Source organism: Mumia sp. Pv4-285 (assembly GCF_041320275.1).
Taxonomy (GTDB): Bacteria; Actinomycetota; Actinomycetes; order Propionibacteriales; family Nocardioidaceae; genus Mumia; species Mumia qirimensis.
Map to the genome: position 1 here is coordinate 2,360,783 of NZ_CP162023.1, position 25,633 is coordinate 2,386,415.

The 25,633-nt window shown below is 70.0% G+C and carries 25 protein-coding genes; 6 read left to right on the plus strand and 19 right to left on the minus strand.

Annotation, left to right across the window (positions count from 1 at the left end):
* Positions 1 to 4 precede the first annotated feature (4 nt).
* The 4 genes from prcA to dop all read right to left on the minus strand — a co-directional run bounded on the left by prcA (position 5) and on the right by dop (position 3,405).
* Positions 5 to 721, minus strand: coding sequence for a proteasome subunit alpha (gene prcA / locus AB3M34_RS11475; protein WP_370613972.1), 717 nt, complete (start codon positions 719 to 721; stop codon positions 5 to 7).
* A 43-nt stretch (positions 722 to 764) separates the two neighbouring features.
* Positions 765 to 1,580, minus strand: coding sequence for a proteasome subunit beta (prcB, locus tag AB3M34_RS11480; RefSeq protein WP_370619995.1), 816 nt, complete (start codon positions 1,578 to 1,580; stop codon positions 765 to 767).
* A complete protein-coding gene (locus tag AB3M34_RS11485; RefSeq protein ID WP_149771117.1) occupies positions 1,580 to 1,789 on the minus strand; it encodes a ubiquitin-like protein Pup in 210 nt (69 codons plus the stop codon). The genes prcB and AB3M34_RS11485 overlap by 1 nt, the downstream gene beginning before the upstream one ends.
* A 98-nt stretch (positions 1,790 to 1,887) precedes the next feature.
* Entirely contained in the window at positions 1,888 to 3,405 is a 1,518-nt protein-coding gene (gene dop / locus AB3M34_RS11490; RefSeq protein WP_370613974.1) for a depupylase/deamidase Dop, read from the minus strand.
* Between the two features lie 48 nt (positions 3,406 to 3,453).
* Between dop and AB3M34_RS11495 the strand changes: the two genes are divergently transcribed.
* On the plus strand, positions 3,454 to 3,975 hold the full coding sequence (locus AB3M34_RS11495) for an NUDIX domain-containing protein (protein ID WP_370613976.1): 522 nt from the start codon (positions 3,454 to 3,456) through the stop codon (positions 3,973 to 3,975).
* 181 nt (positions 3,976 to 4,156) lie between these two features.
* Here the strand turns inward: AB3M34_RS11495 and metH are convergent, their stop codons facing one another.
* From metH to AB3M34_RS11520, 5 genes are all read right to left on the minus strand, one after another.
* The gene (gene metH, locus AB3M34_RS11500; RefSeq protein WP_407070167.1) at positions 4,157 to 7,954 is read right to left on the minus strand and encodes a methionine synthase; all 3,798 of its coding nucleotides are present in this window, start codon (positions 7,952 to 7,954) and stop codon (positions 4,157 to 4,159) included.
* Between the two features lie 127 nt (positions 7,955 to 8,081).
* Positions 8,082 to 8,561, minus strand: coding sequence for a GNAT family N-acetyltransferase (locus AB3M34_RS11505; protein WP_370613977.1), 480 nt, complete (start codon positions 8,559 to 8,561; stop codon positions 8,082 to 8,084).
* 43 nt (positions 8,562 to 8,604) lie between these two features.
* On the minus strand, positions 8,605 to 10,365 hold the full coding sequence (gene arc, locus AB3M34_RS11510) for a proteasome ATPase (protein WP_370613979.1): 1,761 nt from the start codon (positions 10,363 to 10,365) through the stop codon (positions 8,605 to 8,607).
* A gap of 166 nt (positions 10,366 to 10,531) precedes the next feature.
* Positions 10,532 to 11,428, minus strand: a complete 897-nt coding sequence (locus AB3M34_RS11515; protein WP_370613980.1) for a tRNA (adenine-N1)-methyltransferase — start codon at positions 11,426 to 11,428, stop codon at positions 10,532 to 10,534.
* Positions 11,421 to 12,623: a M50 family metallopeptidase gene (locus AB3M34_RS11520; protein ID WP_370613981.1), complete on the minus strand. Its 1,203-nt coding sequence runs from the start codon at positions 12,621 to 12,623 to the stop codon at positions 11,421 to 11,423. Before AB3M34_RS11520 ends, AB3M34_RS11515 begins: the two co-directional genes overlap by 8 nt.
* A 64-nt stretch (positions 12,624 to 12,687) precedes the next feature.
* Between AB3M34_RS11520 and AB3M34_RS11525 the strand changes: the two genes are divergently transcribed.
* From AB3M34_RS11525 to AB3M34_RS11535, 3 genes are all read left to right on the plus strand, one after another.
* The gene (locus AB3M34_RS11525; RefSeq protein WP_370613982.1) at positions 12,688 to 13,578 is read left to right on the plus strand and encodes a RecB family exonuclease; all 891 of its coding nucleotides are present in this window, start codon (positions 12,688 to 12,690) and stop codon (positions 13,576 to 13,578) included.
* A 73-nt stretch (positions 13,579 to 13,651) separates the two neighbouring features.
* Positions 13,652 to 14,260: an ArsR/SmtB family transcription factor gene (locus AB3M34_RS11530; RefSeq protein ID WP_370613984.1), complete on the plus strand. Its 609-nt coding sequence runs from the start codon at positions 13,652 to 13,654 to the stop codon at positions 14,258 to 14,260.
* A complete protein-coding gene (locus AB3M34_RS11535) occupies positions 14,257 to 15,618 on the plus strand; it encodes an MFS transporter (RefSeq protein ID WP_370613986.1) in 1,362 nt (453 codons plus the stop codon). The genes AB3M34_RS11530 and AB3M34_RS11535 overlap by 4 nt, the downstream gene beginning before the upstream one ends.
* Here AB3M34_RS11535 and AB3M34_RS11540 read toward each other — a convergent pair.
* Genes AB3M34_RS11540 through AB3M34_RS11570 form a run of 7 tightly spaced genes read right to left on the minus strand, consistent with a single transcriptional unit; the run spans position 15,529 to position 20,996 of the window.
* Positions 15,529 to 16,005 (minus strand): DUF1772 domain-containing protein, encoded by a 477-nt coding sequence (locus tag AB3M34_RS11540; protein WP_370613987.1) that lies wholly within the window; start codon positions 16,003 to 16,005, stop codon positions 15,529 to 15,531. The genes AB3M34_RS11535 and AB3M34_RS11540 overlap by 90 nt on opposite strands.
* A complete protein-coding gene (locus tag AB3M34_RS11545) occupies positions 16,005 to 16,697 on the minus strand; it encodes an HAD family hydrolase (RefSeq protein WP_370613989.1) in 693 nt (230 codons plus the stop codon). The genes AB3M34_RS11540 and AB3M34_RS11545 overlap by 1 nt, the downstream gene beginning before the upstream one ends.
* Positions 16,698 to 16,756: 59 nt before the next feature.
* Complete coding sequence (locus AB3M34_RS11550; protein ID WP_370613991.1) at positions 16,757 to 17,614, minus strand: PAC2 family protein; 858 nt, start codon at positions 17,612 to 17,614, stop codon at positions 16,757 to 16,759.
* A 19-nt stretch (positions 17,615 to 17,633) separates the two neighbouring features.
* Positions 17,634 to 18,872: a cysteine--1-D-myo-inosityl 2-amino-2-deoxy-alpha-D-glucopyranoside ligase gene (mshC, locus tag AB3M34_RS11555; protein ID WP_370613993.1), complete on the minus strand. Its 1,239-nt coding sequence runs from the start codon at positions 18,870 to 18,872 to the stop codon at positions 17,634 to 17,636.
* 23 nt (positions 18,873 to 18,895) lie between these two features.
* Positions 18,896 to 19,717, minus strand: a complete 822-nt coding sequence (locus tag AB3M34_RS11560) for an SCO1664 family protein (RefSeq protein WP_370613995.1) — start codon at positions 19,715 to 19,717, stop codon at positions 18,896 to 18,898.
* Positions 19,710 to 20,234, minus strand: coding sequence for a DUF3090 domain-containing protein (locus tag AB3M34_RS11565; RefSeq protein WP_370613997.1), 525 nt, complete (start codon positions 20,232 to 20,234; stop codon positions 19,710 to 19,712). Before AB3M34_RS11565 ends, AB3M34_RS11560 begins: the two co-directional genes overlap by 8 nt.
* A gap of 60 nt (positions 20,235 to 20,294) precedes the next feature.
* Entirely contained in the window at positions 20,295 to 20,996 is a 702-nt protein-coding gene (locus AB3M34_RS11570) for an MSMEG_4193 family putative phosphomutase (RefSeq protein WP_370613998.1), read from the minus strand.
* Positions 20,997 to 21,045: 49 nt separating this feature from the next.
* On the opposite strand from AB3M34_RS11570, the gene corA reads away from it, so the two are divergent.
* Positions 21,046 to 22,029, plus strand: a complete 984-nt coding sequence (gene corA / locus AB3M34_RS11575) for a magnesium/cobalt transporter CorA (protein WP_370614000.1) — start codon at positions 21,046 to 21,048, stop codon at positions 22,027 to 22,029.
* Between the two features lie 29 nt (positions 22,030 to 22,058).
* Here corA and AB3M34_RS11580 read toward each other — a convergent pair whose 3' ends face one another.
* Positions 22,059 to 22,775, minus strand: coding sequence for an SDR family NAD(P)-dependent oxidoreductase (locus AB3M34_RS11580; RefSeq protein WP_370614002.1), 717 nt, complete (start codon positions 22,773 to 22,775; stop codon positions 22,059 to 22,061).
* A 111-nt stretch (positions 22,776 to 22,886) separates the two neighbouring features.
* Here AB3M34_RS11580 and AB3M34_RS11585 point away from each other — a divergent pair, with 111 nt between their 5' ends.
* Positions 22,887 to 23,735 carry a helix-turn-helix domain-containing protein gene (locus tag AB3M34_RS11585; protein WP_370614003.1) on the plus strand — a complete coding sequence of 283 codons (849 nt, stop codon included), beginning with the start codon at positions 22,887 to 22,889 and terminating at the stop codon, positions 23,733 to 23,735.
* A gap of 7 nt (positions 23,736 to 23,742) precedes the next feature.
* On the opposite strand, the gene AB3M34_RS11590 is transcribed toward AB3M34_RS11585, so the two are convergent.
* Together AB3M34_RS11590 and AB3M34_RS11595 are read right to left on the minus strand one after the other, a co-directional pair.
* A complete protein-coding gene (locus AB3M34_RS11590) occupies positions 23,743 to 24,582 on the minus strand; it encodes an undecaprenyl-diphosphate phosphatase (RefSeq protein WP_370614005.1) in 840 nt (279 codons plus the stop codon).
* Positions 24,579 to 25,631, minus strand: coding sequence for an LLM class F420-dependent oxidoreductase (locus AB3M34_RS11595; protein WP_370614007.1), 1,053 nt, complete (start codon positions 25,629 to 25,631; stop codon positions 24,579 to 24,581). The genes AB3M34_RS11590 and AB3M34_RS11595 overlap by 4 nt, the downstream gene beginning before the upstream one ends.
* Positions 25,632 to 25,633: the final 2 nt, after the last annotated feature.

A 25,633-nucleotide genomic window follows, 5' to 3' on the forward strand; every position in this document is an offset into this window, starting at 1 on the left:
TGCGTCAGTCGGTGCTCTCGTCGGGCGCCGAGGCAAGCGCGGCGTCGACCTGGGTGTTCGACAGCCGTTTGAACTTGCGCGGCTGGCTCCTGGTGCGGTCGAGCACCGCCACCTCGAGGTTGTCGGCCGTGAGCGTGCGCGGCGCCGTGTCGTCATGACCGAGCGCCTTCGCGGCGAGGGCGATCGCGGCATCGAGCGCCAGCCCGGCGCTGTAGTGGTCCTTGAGGTAGCCCTCGACGGCCTCCGCCTGCCCGCCCATCACGGCGTGACCGGAGATGTCGGCGACCGAGCCGTCGTACGTGAGGCGATAGATCTGGTCGAGGTCGGGTGTCGTACCGACCTCCGCCACGAACAGCTCCACCTCGTACGGCTTCTCGCCGCCCGACGAGAAGATCGTGCCGAGCGTCTGCGCGTACGCGTTGGCGAGGCCACGGCCGGTGACGTCGCTGCGGTCGTACGAGTAGCCACGCAGGTCGGCGAGGCGGACCCCGGCGATGCGGAGGTTCTCGAACTCGTTGTAGCGCCCCACCGCGGCGAACCCGATGCGGTCGTAGATCTCACTGATCTTGTGCAGGGCGTTGGACTGGTTCTCGGCGACGAACAGCACGCCGTCGGCGTACTGGACGACCACGACGCTGCGGCCGCGCGCGATCCCCTTCCGCGCGAAGTCCGCGCGGTCCTTCATCAGCTGCTCGGGCGAGACGTAGAACCCTGCGCTCACGTGCGTCCTCTCTGGTCAGCGGGTACGGCGGGTGCGGGCGGCGTCACTCCAGCGGAGCGGACGGGCCGTCAGGACGAGACATCCGGCCGCCGATCACGCGGTCGGCGATCGCCGCGGTGGCGTCGTCGCCGTACGCGCGGAACCCGTCGGCGGTGATCACCGCGACCATCGGGAAGATGCGCCGGGTGAGGTCGGGGCCTCCGGTGGCCGAGTCGTCGTCTGCAGCGTCGTACAGCGCCTGGATGCAGGCGGTCACCGCCTCGGACTCCTCGAGGTCGGGGCGGTAGAGCTTCTTGAGGGCGCCGCGGGCGAACATCGAGCCGGACCCGACGGAGTGGAACGAGCGCTCCTCGTTGCGGTTGCCGGTGACGTCGAAGACGAAGATGCGACCGACTCCCGCGTCGAGGTCGAACGCCGCGAACAACGGCACCACGGCCAGCCCCTGCATGGCCATGCCGAGGTTGTTGCGGATGAGGGTCGAGAGGCGGTTGGCCTTGCCGTCCGTGGACAGCGGGGTGCCCTCGATCTTCTCGTAGTGCTCGAGCTCCAGCTGGAACAGGCGCGTCATCTCGACCGCGAGCCCGGCGGTGCCGGCGATGCCGACCGCGGAGAACTCGTCGGCCGGGAAGACCTTCTGGATGTCTCGCTGGGCGATGACGTTGCCCATGGTCGCGCGGCGGTCGCCGGCCATCACGACCCCGCCGGGGAACGTGGCGGCGACGATCGTCGTCGCGTGCGCCACCTGGTGCGCGACCGACGCGTCGGTGACCCGAGCGCCCGGGAGGAGCTCAGGCTGGTGTCGTGCGAGGAACTCGGTGAAGGAGGACGAACCAGCTGTCAGGAACGCCTCTGGCAGCATCACTGCCCGCCCTTCTGCACGAAGCTGCGGACGAACTCCTCGGCGTTCTCCTCGAGCACGTCGTCGATCTCGTCGAGGATGGAGTCGATGTCGTCGTCGAGCTTCTCCTTGCGCTCGGCGACGTCCTCCGAAGGCTCGACCTGGACGTCGTCCTGCTCGTCGGTGCTCTTGCGTGTGGTCTTGTGCTGCTGCCCACCGTCGCGTGCCATCACAACCTCCTCGAGTCGGCTGTCTGTGCCGTGGACTCGACCCTATACCGGAGGGGTGACCGAGCGGGTGCGACTTCCGGGCGGGCGAAGGAGACCGCTCAGCGTCGCGTGATGGCGTCGAACAGGCCCTGAGCGGTGTCGTGGGCGTCGAACAGCGCGCCGACGTGCTCGCGGGTCCCCCGGAGGGGCTCCATCGTCGGGATCCGCTGCAGCGTGTCGCGTCCGGGAAGGTCGAAGATCACCGAGTCCCACGAGGCGGCGGCGACGGCCTCCGGGTAGTGCGTGAGGCACTGGCCGCGGAAGTAGGCGCGGGTGTCCTCCGGCGGCTCCGTGACGGCCCGCTCGATCTCGGTGTCCGACAGCAGGCGCTTCATCCGGCCCGCGCGTACGAGGCGTTGGTAGAGGCCCTTCTCGGGACGCATGTCGGCGTACTGGAGGTCGACGAGGTGCAGCTTGGCGTGGTCCCAGTCGAGGCCGTCGCGCTCACGGTACGACTCGAGCAGCGACAGCTTGGCGACCCAGTCGAGCTCGTCGCGCAGCTGCATCGGGTCGTCGCCGAGCCGCGTGAGGACGGACTCCCACCGGTCGAGGACGTCCTTGGTCTGACCGGCGGCGGGGTCCTCGCCGTCGTGGCCCTGCTGGACGAAGGCGGCGGCCTTCTCGAGGTAGGCCCACTGGAGGTCGAGGGCCGTGATCGTACGGCCGTCGTCGAGGTCCACGGCCGTCTGGAGGGACGCGTCGTGCGAGATCGCGTGCAGTGCCTTGATCGGCTGCGCGAGCTCCAGACCGCCGCTGAGGAACCCTGCCTCGATCATCGCCAGGACGAGCGAGGTCGTGCCCATCTTGAGGTAGGCCGCGATCTCGGAGAGGTTGGCGTCACCGATGATGACGTGCAGGCGCCGGTACTTCGACGGGTCGGCGTGGGGCTCGTCGCGCGTGTTGATGATCGGCCGCTTGAGGGTCGTCTCGAGACCCACCCCGACCTCGAAGTAGTCGGCGCGCTGGCTGATCTGGAAGCCGCTCTCGGAGCCGTCCTGCTGGCGCCCCACACGACCTGCGCCGCACACGACCTGGCGCGACACGAAGAACGGCGTCAGATGCTCCACGATGGCCCCGAACGGCACGTCACGGCGCATGAGGTAGTTCTCGTGGGCTCCGTACGAGGCGCCCTTGTTGTCGACGTTGTTCTTGTAGACGAGGAGCCCCGGCGAACCCGGCAGGTGGGACGCGAGCTCCGCGCCCCGCTGCATGACGAGCTCGCCGGCCTTCTCCCACAGGACGACGTCGCGCGGGGTCGTGCACTCCGGGGAGGAGTACTCGGGGTGAGCGTGGTCGACGTAGAGACGCGCACCGTTGGTCAGGATGACGTTGGCGAGACCGAGGTCCTCGTCGGTGAGCTGCGTCGGGTCGGCACGGTCGCGGCTCAGGTCGAACCCGCGCGCGTCGCGGAGCGGGTTCTCCTCCTCGAAGTCCCAACGGGCGCGGCGCGTCAGCCCGTGAGCGCTCGCGTACGCGTTCACGACCTGCGTCGAGGCCACCATCTGGTTCGCCGTCGGCTGCCCCTTGACGGAGATGCCGTACTCGACCTCGGACCCCATCACCCGTCGTACCGTCATGGACTCAGCCTAGTCACTGCAGCCCACGCCACTGGGATGATGACTCGCATGGACGAGATCGTGGCGTTGTACGGGGACGACGGCCAGCCAGTGGGTGAGGCACCCCGATCGCGGGTCCGCGCGCAGAACCTGCACCACGCGGCGACTGCCGTCGTCGTCCTCGATCCCGCCGACCGGGTCTACGTCCACCGTCGCACGGACACGAAGGACGTCTTTCCCGGCATCTACGACGTGTGCGCAGGCGGCGTCCTCCTGGCCGGCGAGGACCCGTACGACGGCGCGGTCCGCGAGGTGGCCGAGGAGCTCGGTGTCACCGGTGTCGAGCTGGGGCCGATCTTCACCGGACGGTACGCCGACGCACACACCTCGTACACCGCGTTCGGCTACGTCGTCGAAGCGTGGACCGGGCCGATCCGGTGGCAGCCCGAGGAGGTCGCGTGGGGTGACTGGGTCGACCTCGCCGACCTGGTCGTACGCCTGAACGACCCGGACTGGCCGCTGGTGCCCGACTCCCGGGCCCTCGCCGGTCCGTGGCTCCGCGCCCGTGCGGCGCACGAGGTCGTCGAGTAGGTCGTCGCTACGCCCGCGGCCGAGCGGCGGCGCGCCCCCTCGCCTCTCCCGTCACCCTCCCGCATTTGAGGTGCTCACACCGGAAACGCCTCTGATGCACCTCAAAAATGAGGTGCACCAGAGAACTTGAGGTGTGAGCACCTCAAACGGGGAGTAAAGGGACGGTGACAGTCTGTGGACGTCAGTCGTCCTCGGTGCGGTAGCCCAGGTTGGGCGACAGCCACCGCTCTGCCTCGGCCACCGTCCAGCCCTTGCGCGCGGCGTAGTCCTCGACCTGGTCGCGCCCGATCCTGCCGAGGAGGAAGTACTGGGAGTCCGGGTGCGAGAAGTAGAGGCCGCTGACGGCCGCGCCCGGCCACATCGCCATGCTGTCGGTCAGCTCGATCCCGGTGTTCTTCTCGACGTCGAGAAGCTGCCAGATCGTCTGCTTCTCGGTGTGCTCCGGGCAGGCCGGGTAGCCGGGGGCAGGCCGGATGCCGCTGTAGCTCTCCTTGATCAGCGCCTCGTTCGTGAGGGACTCGTCGGGTGCGTAGCCCCAGAACTCCTTGCGGACGCGCTCGTGGAGGCGTTCGGCGAACGCCTCGGCGAGCCGGTCGGCGAGGGACTCCAGGAGGATCGCGCTGTAGTCGTCGAGATCCTTCTTGAACTCCTCGATCTTGTCGGCCCCGCCGAGTCCCGCCGTCACCGCGAAGGCGCCGACGTAGTCGCGCAGCCCGGTGTCCTTCGGCGCGACGAAGTCGGCCAGCGACTTGCGCGCGGAGCCCTCGCGGCCCTCGCCCTGCTGGCGCAGCTGGTGCAGCGTCGTCAGGACCTCGGTGCGCGTCTCGTCGGTGTAGACCTCGATGTCGTCGCCGGGCACCTGGCTGGCCGGGAACAGGCCGAACACACCGTTGGCCCGCAGCCACCTGCCCGCGATGATCTGGTCGAGCATCACCTGGGCGTCGTCGTACAGCTTGCGCGCGGCCTCACCGGTCGACGGGTTGTGGAGGATGTCGGGGAACCGGCCGCGCATCTCCCACGCGTTGAAGAACGGCTGCCAGTCGATGTAGCGGCGCAGCTCCTCGAGCGAGTAGTCGGTCAGCGTACGGACGAACTGGATGTGCCCCTCGTGCGGGTGGTCGCAGCCGGGGCCCGAGCACACGTCGCGGGCCTGCTGGAGCAGCATGTGCGGTCGCGGCGGGCGGTAGTCGCTCCAGTCGATCGGCGTCGCCTGGGCACGCGCGTCCTGGAGCTTGAGCAGGGCGCGGCTGCTCTGGCGGGCGGCGTGGCGTTCACGCAGCGACGCGTACTCGGTGTCGGTGTCGGCCAGCAGCGCGGGCCGCTGCTCGTCCGAGAGCAGCGCGGCGACGACCGGGACGGAGCGCGACGCGTCCTTCACCCAGATCACCGGCCCGTGGTACTTCTGGTCGACCTTCACCGCGGTGTGGGCCCGCGACGTCGTCGCGCCGCCGATGAGCAACGGGATCTCGAACCCCTGACGCTCCATCTCGCCGGCCAGGTTGACCATCTCGTCGAGCGACGGCGTGATGAGCCCGGAGAGCCCGATGGCGTCCGCGTTCTCGGCGCGGGCGGCGTCGAGGATCTTCTGGGCGGGCACCATGACCCCGAGGTCGACCACGTCGTAGTTGTTGCACTGGAGGACCACCCCGACGATGTTCTTGCCGATGTCGTGGACATCGCCCTTGACCGTCGCCATCACGACCTTGCCCTTGGCGGTCGCGGCGTCGCCGGGCTGCTTCTCGGCCTCGATGAACGGGATCAGGTAGGCGACGGCCTTCTTCATGACGCGTGCCGACTTCACCACCTGCGGCAGGAACATCTTGCCCTCGCCGAACAGGTCGCCGACCACGTTCATGCCGGCCATGAGCGGGCCCTCGATCACCTCGATCGGCCGTCCTCCGCGCGCGGCGATCTCCTGGCGAAGCTCTTCGGTGTCGGACTCGGCGTAGTCGTCGATGCCCTTCACGAGGGCGTGGGTGATCCGCTCTCCGACGGGGAGCGACCGCCACTCCTCGGTGGCGACCTCCTTGGCCACGCCGTCGCCGGCGAAGTCGGCCGCGATCTCGAGCAACCGCTCGGTCGCGTCGGCACGGCGGTTGAGGACGACGTCCTCGATGCGCTCGCGCAACAGCTCGGGAACCTCCGCGTAGACCTCGAGCGCCCCGGCGTTGACGATGCCCATGTCCATGCCCGCGGAGATCGCGTGGTACAGGAACACGGCATGGATGGCCTCGCGCACGGGGTTGTTGCCGCGGAACGAGAAGGACACGTTGGAGACGCCGCCGGACACCAGGGCGTACGGGAGGTTCTGCTTGATCCAGCGGGTGGCCTCGATGAAGTCGACGCCGTACTCGGCGTGCTCCTCGATGCCCGTCGCGACAGCGAAGACGTTGGGGTCGAAGATGATGTCCTCGGCGGGGAACCCCACCTCGTCGACCAGGAGTCGGTACGCGCGCTCGCAGATCTCCTTGCGGCGCTGGAGGTTGTCGGCCTGGCCGTCCTCGTCGAACGCCATGACGACGATCGCGGCGCCGTAGCGTCGGCACAGCCGCGCGTGCTCGACGAACGCCTCCTCGCCCTCCTTCATGGAGATCGAGTTGACGATCGGCTTGCCCTGGACGCACTTGAGCCCGGCCTCGATGACCTCCCACTTGGAGGAGTCGACCATCACAGGCACGCGGCAGATGTCGGGCTCGGAGGCGATGAGGTTGAGGAACCTCACCATCGCCTCGACGCCGTCGATCATGCCCTCGTCCATGTTGACGTCGATCACCTGGGCGCCGTTCTCGACCTGCTGGCGTGCGACGTTGAGGGCCGTCCCGTAGTCGCCGGCCTTGATGAGGTTGCGGAAGCGCGCCGAACCGGTGATGTTGGTCCGCTCGCCGACGTTGACGAACAGGGTGTCCTCGACGACGGTGACCGGCTCGAGGCCGGCCAGCCGCAGCGCCGGCGTGGTCACCGGCGGGACACGGGGCGCCTTTTCGGCGACGTCGCGGGCGATCGCCGCGATGTGGGCCGGCGTCGTCCCGCAGCAGCCGCCCACGAGGTTGACGAAGCCCGCCTCGGCGAACTCTGCGACGATCGCCGCGGTCTCGTCGGGTGCCTCGTCGTACTCGCCGAAGGCGTTCGGAAGGCCGGCGTTCGGGTAGCAGCTGACGAACGTGTCGGCGATCCGCGCGATCTCGGCGATGTAGGGCCGCATCTCCTTGGCCCCCAGCGCGCAGTTGAGGCCCACGAGCAGCGGCTGGGCGTGGCGGACGGAGTGCCAGAAGGCCTCGGTCACCTGGCCCGACAGCGTGCGGCCCGAGGCGTCGGTGATGGTGCCGGAGATGATGACCGGCCACCGCCGACCGTGGTCGGCGAACACCGACTCGACGGCGAAGATCGCCGCCTTCGCGTTCAGCGTGTCGAAGATCGTCTCGATGACGACGATGTCGGCGCCGCCGTCGAGCAGGCCGCGGGTGGCTGTCGTGTAGGCCTCGACCAGCTGGTCGTACGTGACGTTGCGCGCGCCGGGATCATTGACGTCGGGCGAGATCGAGGCCGTACGGGTCGTCGGGCCGAGCGCCCCGGCGACGTAGCGGGGGCGTCCGCTCTGCGCGGTCACCTCGTCGGCGACCTCGCGGGCCAGCCGCGCCGACTCGTAGTTGAGCTCGTACGACAGCTCCTCCATGCCGTAGTCGCTCAGCGAGACGGCATTGGCGTTGAAGGTGTTGGTCTCGATCACGTCGGCGCCCGCGTCGAGGTACTCGCGGTGGATGTCGGCGATGATCTGCGGCTGGGTGATCGTCAGCAGGTCGTTGTTGCCCTGGACGTCCGAGGGCCAGTCCTGGAACCGCTCACCGCGATAGCCGGCCTCGTCCGGACGGTCGCGCTGGATAGCGGTGCCCATCGCGCCGTCGAGCACGAGGATGCGCGACCGAAGGGCTTCGGTCAGCTCGTCGGTTGCGTCCGGGCGGAGGTTCGGGACAGCCTGCACTGCGTCAACGCCAATCTTCCGGGGCGAGAGGGTCTGGTGCGCAACGAGCGGCGCACGCCTTCTACGAGAGTAGTCCACGTCCGGGTGCCGGACGGTACGTCCACGATGTGAAAAATGGTCCCGGATCTCAGTGCAGGGTCTTGCCCAGGTAGACCGACAGCGGGTCCTCCGCGTAGTAGCCGAAAGGCTCGACGTCGGTGTAGCCCGAGGACCGGTACAACGCGATGGCCTCCGGCTGCAGCCGACCGGTCTCGAGGATGATTGTCACGGCCCCCGCCTCCCGCGCCGACTGCTCCAGCCACGCCAGCATGCGACGGGCGTAGCCACGTCCACGAGCGGCGTCGCGGACGTACATGCGCTTGATCTCGACGCGCCCGTCGTCGTGCAGCCGCCAGCCGCCGGTCGCGACCGGGGCACCAGCCGCGTCGTACCCCACCGCGAACCGTCCTCCCGAGCCGTGGAACTCGTCGACGTCCGTCGGGCCCTCGTCGGGCGATCCGTAGCGGCGGACGTACTCGGCCTGGACCTCGGCCACGAGGCGTGCGGCGTCGGCATGGTCGTAGCCGACGGTGCGGATGTCGAGCGGGAGCGTCGTACGCGCGGTCACGGCTCCATTGTCCGTGACCGCGGCGTACGGCTTGCACGAGGCCCTACAGGTACTGACCGGTGTTGGCGACCGTGTCGATCGACCGACCCGGCTCGCTGCCCTGCTTGCCGGAGATGAGGGTACGGATGAACACGATGCGCTCGCCCTTCTTGCCCGAGATCCGCGCCCAGTCGTCGGGGTTGGTGGTGTTGGGCAGGTCCTCGTTCTCCTTGAACTCGTCGAGGCACGCCTGCAGGAGGTGCTGGACCCGCAGTCCACGCTGCTGGAGCTCGAGGAAGTCCTTGATGGCCATCTTCTTGGCACGGTCGACGATGTTCTGGATCATCGCGCCCGAGTTGAAGTCCTTGAAGTAGAGGACCTCCTTGTCGCCGTTGGCGTACGTGACCTCGAGGAAGCGGTTCTCCTCGGTCTCGGCGTACATGCGCTCGACGGTGCGCTGGATCATGCCGTTGACGCACGCTCCACGATCACCGCTGAACTCCGCCAGGTCGTCGTCGTGCAGCGGGAGTCGCGCGGTGAGGTACTTGGAGAAGATGTCACGCGCCGACTCGGCGTCGGGCCGCTCGATCTTGATCTTCACGTCGAGGCGACCGGGACGCAGGATCGCCGGGTCGATCATGTCCTCGCGGTTGGACGCACCGATCACGAGGACGTTCTCGAGGCCCTCCACGCCGTCGATCTCGCTCAACAGCTGCGGGACGATCGTGTTCTCGACGTCGGACGAGACTCCTGAACCGCGCGTGCGGAACAGCGAGTCCATCTCGTCGAAGAACACGATGACCGGGGTGCCCTCGCTGGCCTTCTCGCGAGCACGCTGGAACACCAGGCGGATGTGTCGCTCGGTCTCGCCGACGTACTTGTTGAGGAGCTCGGGACCCTTGATGTTGAGGAAGTAGGAGCGTCCCTCCTCCCCCGTCTTGGCCGAGACCTTCTTGGCGAGCGAGCTGGCGACCGCCTTCGCGATCAGCGTCTTGCCACAGCCCGGCGGGCCGTAGAGGAGGACGCCCTTCGGTGGCTTGAGCTCGTGCTCGATGAAGATCTCGGGGTAGAGGTACGGGAGCTCGACGGCGTCGCGGATCGACTCGATCTGGTTCTGGAGCCCGCCGATGCTCGTGTAGTCGATGTCGGGAACCTCCTCCAGCACGAGCTCCTCGACCTCGGACTTGGGAACCCGCTCGTAGACGTAACCGGCACGGGAGTCGAGCAGCAGCGAGTCGCCCGCGCGCAGCTTGGTGTCCTTGAGAGAGTCGGCGATCCGGGCGACCCGCTCCTCGTCGGCGTTGCCGAGGACCAGGGCGCGCTCGCCGTCGGCCATCAGCTCCTTGAGCATGACGACCTCGCCCACGGTCTCGAAGTCGAGCGCGGCGACCACGTTGAGGGCCTCGTTGAGGATGACCTCCTGGCCTCGCCGGAGCTGGTCGGTCTCGACGGTCGGGCTCACGTTGACCCGCAGCTTGCGGCCCCCCGTGAACACGTCGACGGTGTCGTCGTCGTTCTGCTGGATGAAGGTGCCGAACCCGGTCGGCGGCTGTGCGAGCCGGTCGACCTCCTCCTTCAGGGTGAGGATCTGGTCACGAGCCTCGCGCAGCGTGTCGCCGAGCCGCGCGTTCTGGGCGGTGACGGCGGCGAGCCGGGCCTCGGTCTCGGCGAGCCTGGCGTCGACGGCGTTGTCGGGACGGCCGGTCGCGAGGCGCCGACGGAGGTGCTCGACCTCCGCGCGCAGGTAGTCGATCTCGGCCTGCTGCTGGAGCACGGTCTGCTCGGTCGCAGGCGGACGCCGGTCGGTGTGGTCGGACTCGCTCATGTCGTACCTCCCGCGAAGGCCGCGACACCGTCAGCCCCGGACACGCCCGGGATCGACCCGTGTGCGCGGCGTTGTGGCTCCTCGTACAACGACCCTATACGCCCGTGGTGACGAACTGCTCACGTCCGCGCGCGGTTATCAGAATGAGATGCGCGTCTCGCGGGCGTCAGTCGGGAAGGTCAGCCGGGCGGGGTCCGGAGTAGTCCGGCCCGTACGCACCCGGGGCGGGGCGCCGCTTCTTGGCCAGCGCGCGCTGCCCGTGCGCCATCCGGCGCGCCGTCACGAGGAAGGCGGTGTGGCCGTTCATCGCGTGCTGAGGGCGGACGGCGAGGCCTTCGAGGTGCCAGCCGCGCTGCATCGTCTCCCAGGCGTCCGGCTCCGCGAACTCGCCGTGCGCGCGCAGCGTCTCGACGATCCGGGACATCTGCGTCGTGGTGGCGACGTAGCAGCAGAGGATGCCGCCGGGAGCGAGCACACGGCCCGCCAGCTCGACGTACTCCCAGGGGTCGACCATGTCGAGGATCATCCGGTCGACCTCGGTGTCGACGACACTCTCCCCGAGCTCGCCGACGGTCAGGCGCCACGCCGGGTGCGGTCCGCCGAAGAACTGCTCGACGTTGCGGGTCGCGATCTCGGCGAAGTCCTCGCGCTGCTCGTACGAGGACACGAGGCCGCCCTCGCCGACGGCCCGCAGCAGGAACGTCGTCAGTGCGCCCGAGCCTGCTCCCGCCTCGAGGACGCGCGCGCCGGGGAAGATGTCGGCGAAGGTGACGATCTGGGTCGCGTCCTTCGGGTAGATGACGGCGGCACCCCGCGGCATCGACGTCGTGTACTCGTGCATGAGCGGACGGAACACGAGGTACTGGCCGCCGAGCGACGACTCGACCACGACGCCCTCGGGCTGGTCGATCAGCGCGTCGTGCGGGATCTCGCCGAACTTCGTGAAGAACTTCTTGCCGGCCTCGAGCTGGATGTTGTGGCGTCGCCCCTTGGCGTCCGTCAGGCGGACCCACTGACCGACCGCCATCGGTCCGCGGTGCACTCCTGAGAGACGCTCATCCATGGGTCTGCCTTCCTGCACTGCTCTGCTTCCGGGTCCGGCTCTGCTTGGTGGTCCTGACGCGCTCGGCGAACGCCTTGTCGACGTCAGCCATCACCAGGACGCCGTACAGGCGGTCGCCGTCGATGACGAGGTACTCGCTGGACGGGGTCCGCTGCAACGCCCGGATCAGCGCCTCACCGGCGAGATCGACGGACAGCGTGAGCCCCGGGGAGAGCGTACGCGCCAGGGTGCCGGCCTCGATCCACGGGCGTCGGGTCTCCGGCGTCGCCAGCACGGCGCGCTCGTCGACGATGCCGTCGATCGCACCCGTCGGGCCGTGCACCACGATGGCTCCGGCCCCCGACTCGCGCGCCTGGTCGACGGCCTGCCCCACCGGCGTGGAGCGCGCGACGTCGACGGCGCGACGGGCCAGCCCTCGCGCCGTGAGGGCGGGCAGTCCGCGCCGGATCCGCGCCGAGACGAGCGCCTGGGTCGCGCCGGTCCACAGGAACATCGCGACGACGAAGGCGATGAGGTAGTCCAGGATCGTGATGTCCAGCCCGATCAGCTCACGGCCGACGAACGGGAACGCGAGCGCCAGCACGGCGACGGCCCGACCGCCGTACGCGGCAGCCACGGAGCCGGCGTAGGGGTTGCCGGACACCTTCCACACCGCCGCTCGGAACACGCGACCGCCGTCCAGCGGCAGTCCCGGGAGCAGGTTGAGCACACCCACGACGAGGTTCGCGAGCGCGAGAGCACGGAACGCGAAGAGCAGCAGGCCCGTGTCGGGGCCGAGGAGCGCGGCGACCCAGGCGACACCGGCCACCGCCAGCGACGTCAGCGGGCCGACGACCGCGATCCAGAACTCGCGGCCCGGTGTGTCGGGCTCGCCCTCGATCTCGGTGACGCCACCGAGGAAGTTCAAGGTGACGGAACGGACCTCGTAGCCGAAGGCCTTCGCGACGAGGGCGTGGGAGACCTCGTGCAGCAGCACCGAGAGGTAGAGCAGGACGGCGAAGGCGAGGCCCGCGACGTACGTGAGCGCCCCGAGACCGGGAGCGATCACCTCGATGGTCGGCGCGAGGACGACGGCGATGAGCACGGCGACCACGAGCCAGGACGACCGGACGAGCACGTCGACGCCCCCGATCTCGCCGATGCGGAGGGTCCCCGGCGGGCGGGGTCGGGAGGGGGGTGTGGACGAGCCGTTCACACCATCCACCGTATCGGGTCGTGGCACGCCCGGACTGTCGGTCCGCTCGCCTAGGCTGACAGGCATGAGGACGCAGACGGTCGAGCACACGGTGGTGGACGGCGTCACGGTGATCGGGTCGTTGTCCCCGAGCCGCGCGGGCGACTTCATGACCTGCCCCCTGCTCTACCGCTTCCGCGTGGTCGACCGGCTTCCCGAGGCGCCGTCGGCCGACGCCGTCCGCGGCACGCTGGTCCACGCGGTGCTCGAGGACCTCTTCGACGCGCCGGCCGCCGCGCGCACGCTCGAGCACGCCCGCTCGATGGTCGCGCCGGCGTGGGCCCGGTTGACGGAGCGCGAGCCCCAGGTCGCGGAGCTGTTCGAGGACGGTGCCGACCTCGCCGCGTGGCTCGAGAGCGCCGGCGCACTGCTCGCCTCCTACTTCGCGCTCGAGGACCCGCGTCGACTCGAGCCCGCCGAACGCGAGAAGTACGTCGAGACGGTGCTCGACGGCGGGCTGTTGCTGCGTGGGTATGTCGATCGCGTCGACGTCGCTCCGACCGGCGAGGTGCGCGTCGTCGACTACAAGACGGGCAAGGCGCCTCGGGAGGTCTTCGAGGCCAAGGCGCTCTTCCAGATGAAGTTCTACGCGCTGGTGATGTGGCGCACCACCGGCACGGTCCCTACGCTCCTGCAGCTGATGTACCTCGGCAACGAGGAGATCCTCCGCTACTCCCCCGACGAGCAGGACCTGCTGGCCACCGAGCGCAAGCTCCGCGCCCTGTGGACGGCGATCGAGCGCGCTTCGACCACCGGCGAGTGGCGACCCCACAAGTCGGTCCTCTGCGGCTGGTGCGACCACAAGGCGCTCTGCCCCGAGTGGGGCGGCACGCTGCCTCCCCTTCCCGAGCGGGAGTCGCTGCCGATCGAGCCGGCGGTCCAGTCGCCGTCGGAGAGCCCCGCCGCCGTGGACTGAGCGCGTCAGAACCTCTTCGGCAATTGCAAAGGATTCTTTGCAAAGAAGTCTTTGCAGTTCTACGCTGGGACACGTGACCACTGAACCGAACGCCGTCGTCCTCGACGGGTCCTCGCTCAAGGCGCTCGCCCACCCGCTGCGTGTCTCGCTCCTCGGCGCACTCCGCCGGTTCGGCCCCGCGACCGCGACGCAGCTCGGTCAGCGGCTCGGCATCAGCTCCGGCTCGGCTTCGTACCATCTGCGCCAGCTCGAGAAGGCCGGGCTCGTCACCGACGACGTGAGCCGCGGCAACGCCCGCGACCGGTGGTGGCGTGCGGCGCACCGAGTCACGGAGCTGCGTGGCGAGGACATGGACCCGGCCGATGCCGATGCCATCGACGAGTACCTCCGCTCGGTCGCCGCCAGCTACACCCTGGTCCTGCAGCAGACGGTGAACGAGCGCGCGACCATGCCGCCTGACTGGCGCGACGCGATGGACATCAGCGACTACCTGCTGCGTCTCACGCCCGACGAGGCGAAGACTCTGGCCGTGCGCCTGCACGCCGTCGTACGCGAGTTCCGGTACGACGTGCCGGAGAACCGCGCGCCCGAGGACGCCGAGCGCGTGACCGTGGTTCTCCAGATCCTTCCCCAGCCGCAGGGAGCGCTCGAGGACGGCGTGACCGAGGACGATCCCTCGTGAGGGCGCAGGCGACCACGAGGGCCCCCCTTCGGCCGTTGGTCGGGCTGCTCGTCGCGATGGCGGTGTCGCACTCGGGCACCCGGGTCTCCGCCATCGCCTTCCCCTGGTTCGTTCTCGCCACCACGGGCAGCGCGACCAAGACGGGCCTGGTCGCGTTCTGCGAGCTCACGCCGTACGTCGTCGTGAAGGCCTTGAGCGGCCCGTGGATCGACCGGGTCGGTGGGCGGGTCGTGTCGTGGAGCACCGACCTCGTGAGCGCAGCAGCCGCGGCCACGATCCCGCTCCTGTACTTCCTCGACAACCTGTCGTTGGTCGCCTTCCTCGCCCTCGTGGCGATCGTCGGCGCTGCTCGGGGGCCGGGCGACCTCGCGAAGGAGGTCATGGTCCCGGAGGCCGCCGACCGGGCACGTGTCCCGCTCGTGCGGGCGACGGGCCTGTCAGGCACGGTCGAGCGGCTCGCCTCGACCGTCGGTCCGGCCGCGGGCGGTGTCCTCATCGCTGTCGTGGGTCCGATCGCCGGCGTCGCGGTCAATGCGGTCTGCTTCGTGCTGGGGTCGGTCATCGTCGCGTTCGCGCTCCCGCGCGGCATGGGCGGACCGCACACGTCCACCGAACCCGGCGCCGACGACGCTGCCGCTGACCCAGATGTCGACGGCACCGACGGCTATCTGCACCGGCTCGCGGAGGGTGTCACCTTCCTGCGTCGGGACGCGCTCCTCGTCGCCATCGTGGTCATGGTGGGGATCACGAACCTGCTCGACGTCGCCTATGCCGCGGTGCTCCTCCCGGTCTGGGCGCACGACTCCGGCAGCGGGGCAGCGGCCATGGGCCTCGTCCTCACGGTGATGAGCGCCACGGCCGTCGTCGGGAGCCTGCTCGCTGCGGCGCTCGCGCCTCGGATGCGCCGCCGGCCGGTGTTCTTCCTCGGATTCCTCGTCGCGGGCGCCCCACGGTTCCTCGTCCTGCTCGTCGATGTGCCCACGCCGGTGGTCATCGCGGTCTTCGCCGTCGCTGGTCTCGGCTCCGGGTTCCTCAACCCGATCCTCGGAGCGATCCTGTTCGAGCGCGTGCCGCGGCGCCTGTACGGCAGGGTCGGTGCGCTGGGCGATGCCGTGGCATGGGCCGGGATGCCGCTGGGCGGCCTCCTCGCCGGGGTGGCCGTCACTGCGGCGGGTCTCTCCCCCGTGCTCCTCGTCTGCGGCGTGGCCTACTTCCTCACGACCACGCTGACCGGTCTGCGGCCGGAGTGGAAGGAGATGGACGCCCGCTCAGGTCGCGAGGAGAGCGGCGGCGTACGAGAGGAGAGCGACCACGCAGAGCAGCGCGCGGACGTGGTTGCCGAGGGTCCAAGGGCGTGAGTACGCGGTCCACGCGACCCCTGACGCGGCGGCGTCCTCGGCATCGACCGCATCGATCGCGTTGTTGCGCGGGATGTGGAACGCCGCGGTCAGCACGATCGTGAGCAGGTACGCGACCGATCCGGCGACCAACCACGTGCCCTCGGCGTCCTCGACGGCGAAGGCGACGACCAGCAGTGCCACGGCGGCGATCGCCGTCCCGGAGAACGCCAGCTGGAACGCCGGGCGCACGGCGTTGCGGTTGGTCTCCTGCATGAAGCCGACCGACTCACCGGGCCGGCGCCGGTCGAGCGCCGGCATCACCATCACCGAGAACGCGACGTAGACGCCCGCCATCACGCCGGTGCCGACGGCACCGACCAGCGTGAGGACCGTAGCGGCCGTCATCACGTGGCGTCAGGTCGCCCGACGAGGGCGCCGAGGTCGTCCGGGCCGAGGTCGGCGAGAGAGTCTGCGAACGTGCGCCGCTCCCCCGACTCCACCGGCACGAGGTTGGGCACCACGAGGACCTGGCACCCGGCAGCCGCGGCCGAGCGCGTGCCGGTGCCGGAGTCCTCGATGGCGACGCACCGCGCCGGGTCGACGCCGAGCGCCTCCGCCGCGGTGAGGTACGGCTCGGGGTGGGGCTTGCCCCGCGTGACGCTGTCGCCGGTCACGACCGCCCCGAACGGGTTCGACGGCATCCGGGTGATCATCGCCTCGGCGATCTCGGCGTACGACATCGTGACCAGAGCCTGAGGCACGCCGGCGTCGGCAAGGCGTGCGATCATCTCGACCGCCCCCGGCCGCCAGACGAGCTCGGCGTGACGCATGTGGTCGGCGACCGCGCTCACCATCGCCACCACGATCTCCTCGGGCGTCGGTGTGATGCCCATCCGCTCGCGCATGATGGCGGCGGCCTCGAGCAGGTCGCTGCCGATGAGGTCGAGGCCGTCCTCTTCCGTCCACACGCCGCCGAAGCGGCGCGCGAGGGCGAGCTCCGCTGCGAGCCACACGGGCTCCGTGTCGACGATGGTCCCGTCGAGGTCCCAGAGGACAGCATCAGGCAGGGTCGAACGCACACGGGTGTCGAGGCTCATGGTCCTTGCTCGGCTCGTAGGTGAGGGAGGGTGAGACCCGGTCCTGGGTCAGGACGAGTCTAGGTGTCGGTGTCGTTGGACCGGCGCTTCAGATAGCGCTCGAACTCCCGGGCAATGGCGTCACCGGACGCCTCGGGAAGGTCCGAGGTGTCGCGGGCCTCCTCGAGGGACTCGACGTAGGCGGCGATCTCCTCGTCGGAGCTCGCGAGCTCCTCCACGCCGCGCTCCCACGCACGCGAGAGCTCACGCAGGTCTCCGAGCGGGAGGCTGATCTCGAGGACGTCCTCGAGGTAGCCGAGCAGCGCCAGGGTGGCCTTGGGGCTCGGCGACTGCGCCACGTAGTGCGGCACTGCCGCCCAGAGTGAGACCGTGGGCACGCCCGAGTCCGCGCTCGCGACGGCGAACACGCCGTTGATGCCGGTCGGTCCCTCGTACTGGGACTCCTCGACGTGCAGCCGCTCCGCCATGGCCGGGTCGCTCGTCGTGCCGGTGACCGGGATCGGACGCGTGTGGGGTGTGTCCGCCAGGAGCGCGCCGAGTGTGACGATGCCGCGTACGGCGAAGCGGTCGGCGAGGGCGAGGAGCTCGTCGCAGTACGCGAGCCAGCGCATGTTGGGCTCGATGCCGCGGACGAGGAGCACGTCACGGTCGGAGCCGACGGGCCGTGCGACGAACACCCGCGTGGTGGGCCAGGTGATCGTGCGCTCGCCGGTCTCGTCGTCGCGGCCGATGTAGGGCCGGTTGACCTGGAAGTCGTAGTAGTCGTCGGGATCGAGCTCGGCGACAAGCTCCGCGTCCCACCAGTCGATCAGGTGGTCGACGACGTCCGTGGCCGCTTCGGCTGCGTCGTTCCAGCCCTCGAAGGCGACGACCAGCCACGGGTCGACGACTGCGGGGAACTCGTTCTGCTCGCTCACGCCTTCACTCTATGACGCGTCAGACCACACCGAGCAGGGCGTCGACCGCGGAGCGGACGACCTGGCCGCTCGTCGGCCCACCGTCGGCCGCCCCGGAACCTGCCAGGGCGGCGTCGACCCAGGCGTCCACGGCGGTGATCGCGCCGGGCGTGTCGAGGTCGTTCGTCAGTGCTCGACGCAGCTCGGAGACGACGTCGGCGGCGGCGGGACCACCGCTCGCGAACGCCTCACGCCAGCGATCGAGCCGCTTGTGGGCGTCGACGATGTCGGAGTCGGCCCACTCCCACGGCGTGCGGTAGTGGTGGGCCAGCAGCGCGAGCCGGATCGCCATCGGGTCGTGGCCGTCCGCACGCAACCGGGAGACGAGCACCAGGTTGCCGAGGGACTTCGACATCTTCTCGCCGTCGTAGGCCACCATCGCCTGGTGGACGTACGCCTTCGCGAAGCGTGTCTCGGTCGCGACCTGCGCCTCGGAGGCCGACATCTCGTGGTGCGGGAAGATCAGGTCGGAGCCGCCGCCCTGGACGTCGAAGTCGTGCCCGAGCGTCTCCAGCGCGATCGCCGCGCACTCGACGTGCCAGCCGGGCCGTCCGCGCCCGAACGGGCTGTCCCAGGACGGCTCTCCCGGACGCTCGGCCTGCCACAGGAGACAGTCGAGCGGGTCGCGCTTGCCGGCGCGGTCGGGGTCTCCGCCGCGCTCGGCGAACAGGCGGAGCATCGTGTCGGCGTCGTAGCCGGAGACCGCGCCGAAGTCACGGTCGGCGTGCACAGAGAAGTAGACGTCGTCGTCGATCTCGTACGTCGCTCCGGCGTCACGGAGACGCTCGATCAGCGCGAGCGCCACCGGGATCGACTCGACAGCGCCCACGTAGTGGTCCGGTGCCAGGATCCGCAGCGCCGCCATGTCCTCGCGGAACAGCTCGATCTCGCGCTCGGCCAGGTCGGTCCACGCGATGCCGGTCTCGTTCGCGCGCTCGAGGAGCGGGTCGTCGACGTCGGTGATGTTCTGGGTGTAGGTCACCTCCAGGCCACGATCGCGCCAGACCCGTTGCACGAGGTCGAACGTCAGATAGGTGGCGGCGTGGCCGAGGTGGGTGGCGTCGTACGGGGTGATCCCGCAGACGTACAGGCGAGCGTGGTCCTGCGGGTCGACCTCCGTCACTGCACCGCTGGAGGTGTCGAACACCCGGACGGCGGAGCCCCGACCGAGACCCAGGTCGGTGAGGTCGGGGACTTCGGGAGACGTCCAGGCGCGCATGCCACGAGGGTATAAGGCGCCGCCTACAGCGGCGGCCACGGGATCGTGGGCCACCGGTCGCCGGGCTCCGGCATGACTCCCTCGGCCAGCAGGTCGTCGATCCGCTCCGCGAGCGCGAGGATCTCCGTGGGCGTCAGCAGCGGGTCGAGCGCGGAGCGCAACGGTCCGCGGACGATGTCGTCCAGCAGCGTCGTCAGCCGCGCTCGCTCGTCGCTCTCGAGCGACTCGCCGGACCATCCCCACAGGACGGTGCGGAGCTTGAGCTCGGAGTGGAACGTCAGACCGTGGTCGCACCCCACCACGGGGCCGTCTGCGGGCTGACCCTTCTCCGGCAGGATGTGGCTGCCCTTGCGGTCGGCGTTGTTGACCACCGCGTCGAACAGCGCCATGGCCCGCAGCGAGGCCGACGCGCGGTGCAGCAGCTGCACGGGCCGGTCCTCGGCGTCGTATGCGTCGAGCACCGCGAACCACCCCGCCCGTGACGACTCCGCTGCCGGCGCGACGTCCACCTGCGGCTTGCTCACGTCGACGTCCACCCAGCGCTGCACCATCCCGAACCCGAACGGCCCGTCACGCAGCACCGTGGGCGGTACGACGTGCCAGTCGGCGGCCTCGGAGACGAGGTACGCCGCGCGTTCGCGCGCCGCGAGCGTCCCGTCCGGGAAGTCCCACAGCGGGCGCTCACCGCGTACGGGCTTGTAGACGCACTCGACGGCGTCGCCCGCGGCGCTCACGGTGCCGAAGAACGTCCCGTTCGAGGCTCGGACGAGCCGCCCCGTCACCTCCAGGTCGCCGTCGGTCAGCAGGTCGAGCATCGAGGTGTGCTCGGGCCCCGGGTCAGTCACGCGGAACCCGGCGGAAACCGTTCGCGCGCGGGCACAGGTGCCCCTCCGGCTCGACGACGCCCCCGCAGAACGGACACGTCGGCCGCCCGGCAGCCACGACGCTGCGAGCACGTTCGGCGAACTCGAGGGCGACCTCCGGCCGCAACGTGACGACGAGCACGTCGCTGGCCTCGGTGTCCTCGTCGTCGGTCACCGCGAAGGCCTCGACGACGACCTCGCCGTCGTCGGGCTCCCACGCCAGCGTCATGGCGCCGACGCGGAACTCCTCCTCGATCGGCTGGTCGAGGGGTTCCAGGTCGACCGTCCGACCGGGCGCCGGGCCCGTGCCGGCGTCGCTGCCGACCTCGACCAGGAGCGCCTCGAGCCGCTCGGCGAGCACTTGCACCTGCGCCTTCTCCAGCGCGACGGAGGTGACCCGAGCGCCGTCGCTGGCCTGCAGGAAGAAGGTCCGTTCACCGGGCACGCCGACGGTTCCTGCCACGAACCGTCGCGGGCGCTCGTACCGGTGGATCAGCATGGGTCCGAGCCTAGACAGGCCGACACCCCGCGGCGACTCCTGCCCCGTCCTCGCAGCACCTCACGCACCCCCGCCCACCGGAGCGTCACCGCTGGGGACGCCGTCGGCGGGCGCAGCGTCGGCCTGAGGCACGAAGCCCGAGAGGTCCGAACCCAGGTCGTTGACGTGGTGCACCGTCGGCCGGTGCATGCCGTACGTCACGATGCTCACCGACCCGGGCGCGACCGAGATGCGCTGGAACAGGTCGAGATGAAGGCCGAGGGCGTCGGCGATGATCGCCTTGATCACATCACCGTGGCTCACCGCAGCCCAGACCGAGCGAGCCCCGTGGGCGCGGGCGACCTGTCGGTCGAACCGGCGTACGGCGTCGGTCGCGCGCGCCGACATCTCCGCCAACCCCTCTCCCCCGGGAAAGATGGCGGCTGTCGGCTGTCGCTGGACGATCGACCACAGCGGCTCCTTCGCGAGCTCGCTCAGCTTGCGACCGGTCCAGCGGCCGTAGCCGCACTCGACGAAACCCGAGTCCCGGCGCAGGGCGACGTCACTGCGCTGGGCGGCGACGACCTCGCGCGCGGTCTGCGTGGTCCGCAGCAGCGGGCTGCTCACGACGAGCGCGAGCGGGACCGCCGCGAGCCGCTGGCCGACGTTCTTGGCCTGCTCCTGACCGAGCGGGTCGAGGCCGATGCCGCGGGTGCGCCCGGCGAGGATGCCGTCGGCGTTGGCTGCTGTACGCCCGTGGCGCACGAGGATCAGGGTCGGCACGCGTCGAGCGTAGTCGGCCCAGGCGCCTGCCACGGTCCAGAATGGCAACGTGATCGTCGAGTGCGCGGCCTACCGAGACCGGACCATCGTCAAGACCGACGCGACGATGCACGACCTGAGCGAGCTCGCGAACGCGCAGACCGGGCCGGACGACTTCGTGTGGGTCCTGCTCCAGGATCCCGACTACGACGAGTTCACTGCACTCCAGAGCGCGTTCGGTCTCCATCCTCTCGCGGTCGAGGACGCGGTCACGGCGCAGCAGCGTCCGAAGATCGACGTCTACGAGGACTCCGCGTTCGTCGTGATGCGCACTCTCGAGTACGACGACGACACCAGCACGGTCAGCGTGGGCGAGGTGTCGATGTTCGTCGGCCCTCACTACGCGATCACCGTCCGCCACGGCACCTGGCCGCGCCTCGACGACATCCGCGAGCGCGCGGCAGCCCAGCCGGCCCTCCTCGAGTTCGGCTCGGTCGCCGCCGCGTACCACGTCGTCGACTCCGTGGTCGACGCCTACCTCGCGATCGCGGATGCGTTGACCGAGGACGTGGAGGAGGTCGAGGACGCCGTGTTCGCGCAGGCGTCGCCCGACTCCACCGCGCGCGTCTATCTGCTCAAGCGTGAGCTGGTCGCGTTCCGCAAGGCCGTCGTTCCCATCCACACTCCGATCACGGGTCTGCTCTCCCACCGCTCGAAGTGGCCCGTCAGGGAGGGGTTGCGCCCGTACTTCCGGGACATCGCCGACCACCTCGAACACGCCCGCGGCACGATCGACTCGCTCGACCACCTGCTGGACAACGTGATGGAGGCCCGCGCGACGCAGATCTCGGTCCAGCAGAACGACGACATGCGCAAGCTCGCCGCGTACGCCGCCATGATCGCGGGTCCGACGCTCGTCGCCGGCGTCTACGGGATGAACTTCGACGAGATGCCCGAGCTGCGGTGGACCTTCGGCTACCCGCTGGCGGTCCTGCTGATGGTCGTGATCGTCCTCGTGCTGTGGCGGGCGTTCAAGCGCTCCGGCTGGCTCTGACCCATCCGCGCGTCGGGGCCGACGAGGTCTCACCACGGCACGATGCCGTCACGTCCGTAGAACGCTCCGGTCGGCCCGTCCGGTGCGACGGTCGCCGCTCGTACGCTCGCCTCCGCCCCCTCGGCGACGGTCTGGGTGCCACGGTGGTCGTTGAGGTCGGTCGCCGTGTACCCGGGGTCGACGGCGTTGACGCGGAGCTCCGGCAGGGCCTTCGCGTACATCGTCGTCATCATGTTGAGCGCCGACTTCGACGACGGATAGACGAGGCTCACCAGAGTGGACTCGAGGCGGCTCGGGTCGGTCGTCACCCCGAACGAGCCCATGCCGCTGGAGACGTTCACGATCCGCGGATGCGCCGATGCACGGAGCATCGACAGGAAGGCGTTCGTGACGCGGACCGGTCCGAGGACGTTCACCCCGAAGACCGGGATGAAGTCCGCCGGCACGGTGTCCTCGGGCTCCACCCGCCGCCCGGTGATCCCGGCGTTGTTGACCAGGACATCGAGCCCGGTCCCGCCCTCCCCGACGGTCGCGACCGCAGCCGCCACCGACGCGTCGTCCGTCACGTCGATCGTGACCTGCCGGACGTCGAGACCGTCCTGTTGAACCGTCTCGGCCGCCTTCTTCCCGAGCTCGGGGTCGCGTGACCCGAGCCAGACCGTCCATCCGAGTTCGGCGAGGCGGCGGACCGTCTCGAGGCCGATTCCCTTGTTCGCCCCGGTGACCAGGGCCGTCGTTGTCGTCATGCATCGAGCGTCGCCCCCGGCGTCGTGCCGTTCCAGGACCGGTTCGTCCTGGTACGGCCTGTACCACGCTGCGGCGTGGTGGGCGCCGCGCCGACGTGCCATCGTGGCGGTGTGGATCGCCGCGAGCTTGGCCGACTGGTCGTCCGTGCGCGCAGCCGGGTCACCCCGGCCGAGGTCGGGCTCCCCGAGGGGCCGCGTCGGCGGGTGCAGGGTCTGCGCCGAGAGGAGCTCGCCGTGCTGGCGGGCATCAGCGTCGACTACGTCACCCGCATCGAGCAGGGACGCGGTGCGCATCCCTCACCCTCGGTGCTCGCGGCGCTCGCGCGTGCACTGCGGATGACGGACGACGAGCGCCGCGAGATGTTCGACCTCGCAGACGCGGCCTCGCCGCGCGACGGGCACGTCCCGATGCTGGTCCGAGCCAGCATCCTTCGGCTCCTCGACCGGCTGGAGGACCAGCCGGTCGTCGTGCTCAGCGCGAAGGGTGACGTGCTCGCGTGGAACCCGCTCGCGGCAGCGCTCCTGGGCGACTTCTCGGCGGTCGCCCCGCCCCAGCGCAACATCGTGCGCCAGCGCTTCCTGGGTGCGCCGAGCCGTGTCTCGGTGTCGGCGGAGGAGGCAGCCGTCACCGCAGCGCAGTCCGTCACCTCGCTCCGCGCGGCGGCCGCGAAGTATCCCGCCGACCCGGACCTGCGACGCCTGGTCGACGAGCTCCGCGCGCGGAACCCGGAGTTCGAGCGGCTGTGGGTCGAGGCGCCGTCGCAGGTCTGGCGGAGCCATCGCAAGACCATCGAGCACCCCACGGTCGGCACGCTCACGCTCGACTGCGACGCGCTCGAGGTCGCCGAGACCGACCAGACCGTGATCGTCTACTCCGCCGAGCCCGGATCGCGCGACGCGGAGCTCCTGCAGCTCGTCAAGGTCGTCGGCACCCAGAGCCTCGGCGCCGACGTCGGGTGACCAGCAGCTAGCCGACCGTCGTGCCGGCAGCGATCGTGCCGGTCGCGAGGAGCGCGAGGACGAGCGTCCCCAGGCCGATCCGGTAGATCACGAACGGCGTGTACGAGTGCTTGCTGACGTACTGCAGGAGCCAGTGGATCACCGAGATGCCGACGACGAACGACACCACGGTCGCGAGGATCGTCGCGCCGACTCCGTACGCGTTGTCACCCCCGGGGATCTCGGGCAGCTGGAACAGGCCGGCCCCGACGACCGCCGGGATCGCCAGCAGGAACGCATAGCGCGTGGCCGCAGCGCGGTCGTACCCGAGCGCGCGTCCCATGCTGATCGTGGCACCGGACCGCGAGACCCCGGGGATCAGCGCCATCGCCTGCGCGAGACCGAACAGTACGGCGTGCCTGACGGTGAGGTCCTCGATCTTGCGGTCGAGGCGTCCCAGCCGGTCGCAGATGCCGAGGACCACGCCCATCACGATGAGCATCGTCGCGATCACCCACAGGTTGCGGAAGTCGCTCTCGATGGCGTCCTTGAGCGCGATGCCGAGGACCACGATCGGGAGCGAGCCGATGATCACGAACCAGCCCATGCGCCACTCGAGCGTCGTGCGGGCTGCGGGCTTCACCAGGCCGCGCAGCCAGCCTCCGGCGATGTTCCAGATGTCGCGCCAGAAGTAGATGACGACAGCCAGCTCGGTCCCGATCTGGATGACCGCGGTGAACGCGGCGCCGGGGTCCTCCCACCCGAAGAACTTCGGGAAGATCGCCAGGTGGGCGGACGACGAGATCGGGAGGAACTCGGTGAGCCCCTGGATGAGACCGAGGACGAGCGCTTGGAGGAGGTCGGTCACTCGCCGGCACCCGAGGCGTCGAAGGCGTCGACGACCGTGCGGAGGACGTGCGCGCGCTCGTCGTGGGTCGCGCCGAACGTCGACACCGCGAGCGTCGTCACGCCGACCTCGGCGTACGCCTGCAGGCGCTCGGCGATGCGCTCCTTGGGGCCGATCAGCGCAGTCTGGTCGATCAGCTCGAACGGGACCGCTGCCGCAGCCTCAGCCTGCTTCTTGTCGAGGTAGAGGTCTTGGATCTTCTGCGCGGCGTCCTCGAAGCCCATCCGGCGAGCCAGCGCGTTGTAGAAGTTCTGCTTGCGGCTGCCCATGCCACCGACGTACAGCGCGGTGTACGCACGGATCACCTGTGCGCACTCCTCGAGGTCGTCTCCGACGACGACCGGGACCGTGGGGACGATGTCGAACCCGTCCATCGACTTGCCGGCCTTCTCGCGACCGACGCGGATGTGGTCGGTGGAGACCGCCGCCTGCTCGGGGTTGAAGAAAATCGCGAGCCAGCCGTCGGCGACCTCGCCGGCCAGCTCGAGGTTCTTCGGACCGACCGCCGCGAGATAGATCGGGATGTCGGAGCGGTAGGGGTGGAGCATGATCTTGAGCGGCTTGCCCGGGCCGTCGGGCAGCGGGAGCGTGAAGTGCTCACCGGCGTAGTTGAGCGGCTCCTCGCGGGCGAGGATCGTGCGCACGATCTCGACGTACTCCCGGGTGCGGGCGAGCGGCTTGTCGAACTTGACGCCGTGCCAGCCCTCCGAGACCTGCGGGCCGGAGACGCCGAGCCCGAGGCGTACGCGGCCCTCCGACAGGCGGTCGAGCGTGGCGGCCGTCATCGCGGTCATCGCGGGCGTGCGGCCGGGGATCTGCAGGATCGCGGTGCCGAGCTCGAGGGTCGTGGTGCGCGCACCGATCCACGACAGCAGGGTCGGCACGTCAGAGCCGTACGCCTCCGCCGCCCAGGCCGACGAGAAGCCCAACGACTCCGCGTAGACCGCGGTCTCGACCCGCTCCGCGACGTCCGGTCCGGCGACGTACCCGACGTTGATACCCAGCTTCATGA

What these genes read in the sequence shown, in the direction of transcription:
- prcB (WP_370619995.1), bottom strand. Translation starts at nt 1,580, where the DNA reads ATGCTGCCAGAGGCGTTCCTGACAGCTGGTTCGTCCTCCTTCACCGAG.
- AB3M34_RS11485 (WP_149771117.1), bottom strand. Translation starts at nt 1,789, where the DNA reads ATGGCACGCGACGGTGGGCAGCAGCACAAGACCACACGCAAGAGCACC.
- dop (WP_370613974.1), bottom strand. Translation starts at nt 3,405, where the DNA reads ATGACGGTACGACGGGTGATGGGGTCCGAGGTCGAGTACGGCATCTCC.
- AB3M34_RS11495 (WP_370613976.1), top strand. Translation starts at nt 3,454, where the DNA reads ATGGACGAGATCGTGGCGTTGTACGGGGACGACGGCCAGCCAGTGGGT.
- arc (WP_370613979.1), bottom strand. Translation starts at nt 10,365, where the DNA reads ATGAGCGAGTCCGACCACACCGACCGGCGTCCGCCTGCGACCGAGCAG.
- AB3M34_RS11515 (WP_370613980.1), bottom strand. Translation starts at nt 11,428, where the DNA reads ATGGATGAGCGTCTCTCAGGAGTGCACCGCGGACCGATGGCGGTCGGT.
- AB3M34_RS11525 (WP_370613982.1), top strand. Translation starts at nt 12,688, where the DNA reads ATGAGGACGCAGACGGTCGAGCACACGGTGGTGGACGGCGTCACGGTG.
- AB3M34_RS11540 (WP_370613987.1), bottom strand. Translation starts at nt 16,005, where the DNA reads ATGACGGCCGCTACGGTCCTCACGCTGGTCGGTGCCGTCGGCACCGGC.
- AB3M34_RS11545 (WP_370613989.1), bottom strand. Translation starts at nt 16,697, where the DNA reads ATGAGCCTCGACACCCGTGTGCGTTCGACCCTGCCTGATGCTGTCCTC.
- mshC (WP_370613993.1), bottom strand. Translation starts at nt 18,872, where the DNA reads ATGCGCGCCTGGACGTCTCCCGAAGTCCCCGACCTCACCGACCTGGGT.
- AB3M34_RS11565 (WP_370613997.1), bottom strand. Translation starts at nt 20,234, where the DNA reads ATGCTGATCCACCGGTACGAGCGCCCGCGACGGTTCGTGGCAGGAACC.
- AB3M34_RS11580 (WP_370614002.1), bottom strand. Translation starts at nt 22,775, where the DNA reads ATGACGACAACGACGGCCCTGGTCACCGGGGCGAACAAGGGAATCGGC.
- AB3M34_RS11595 (WP_370614007.1), bottom strand. Translation starts at nt 25,631, where the DNA reads ATGAAGCTGGGTATCAACGTCGGGTACGTCGCCGGACCGGACGTCGCG.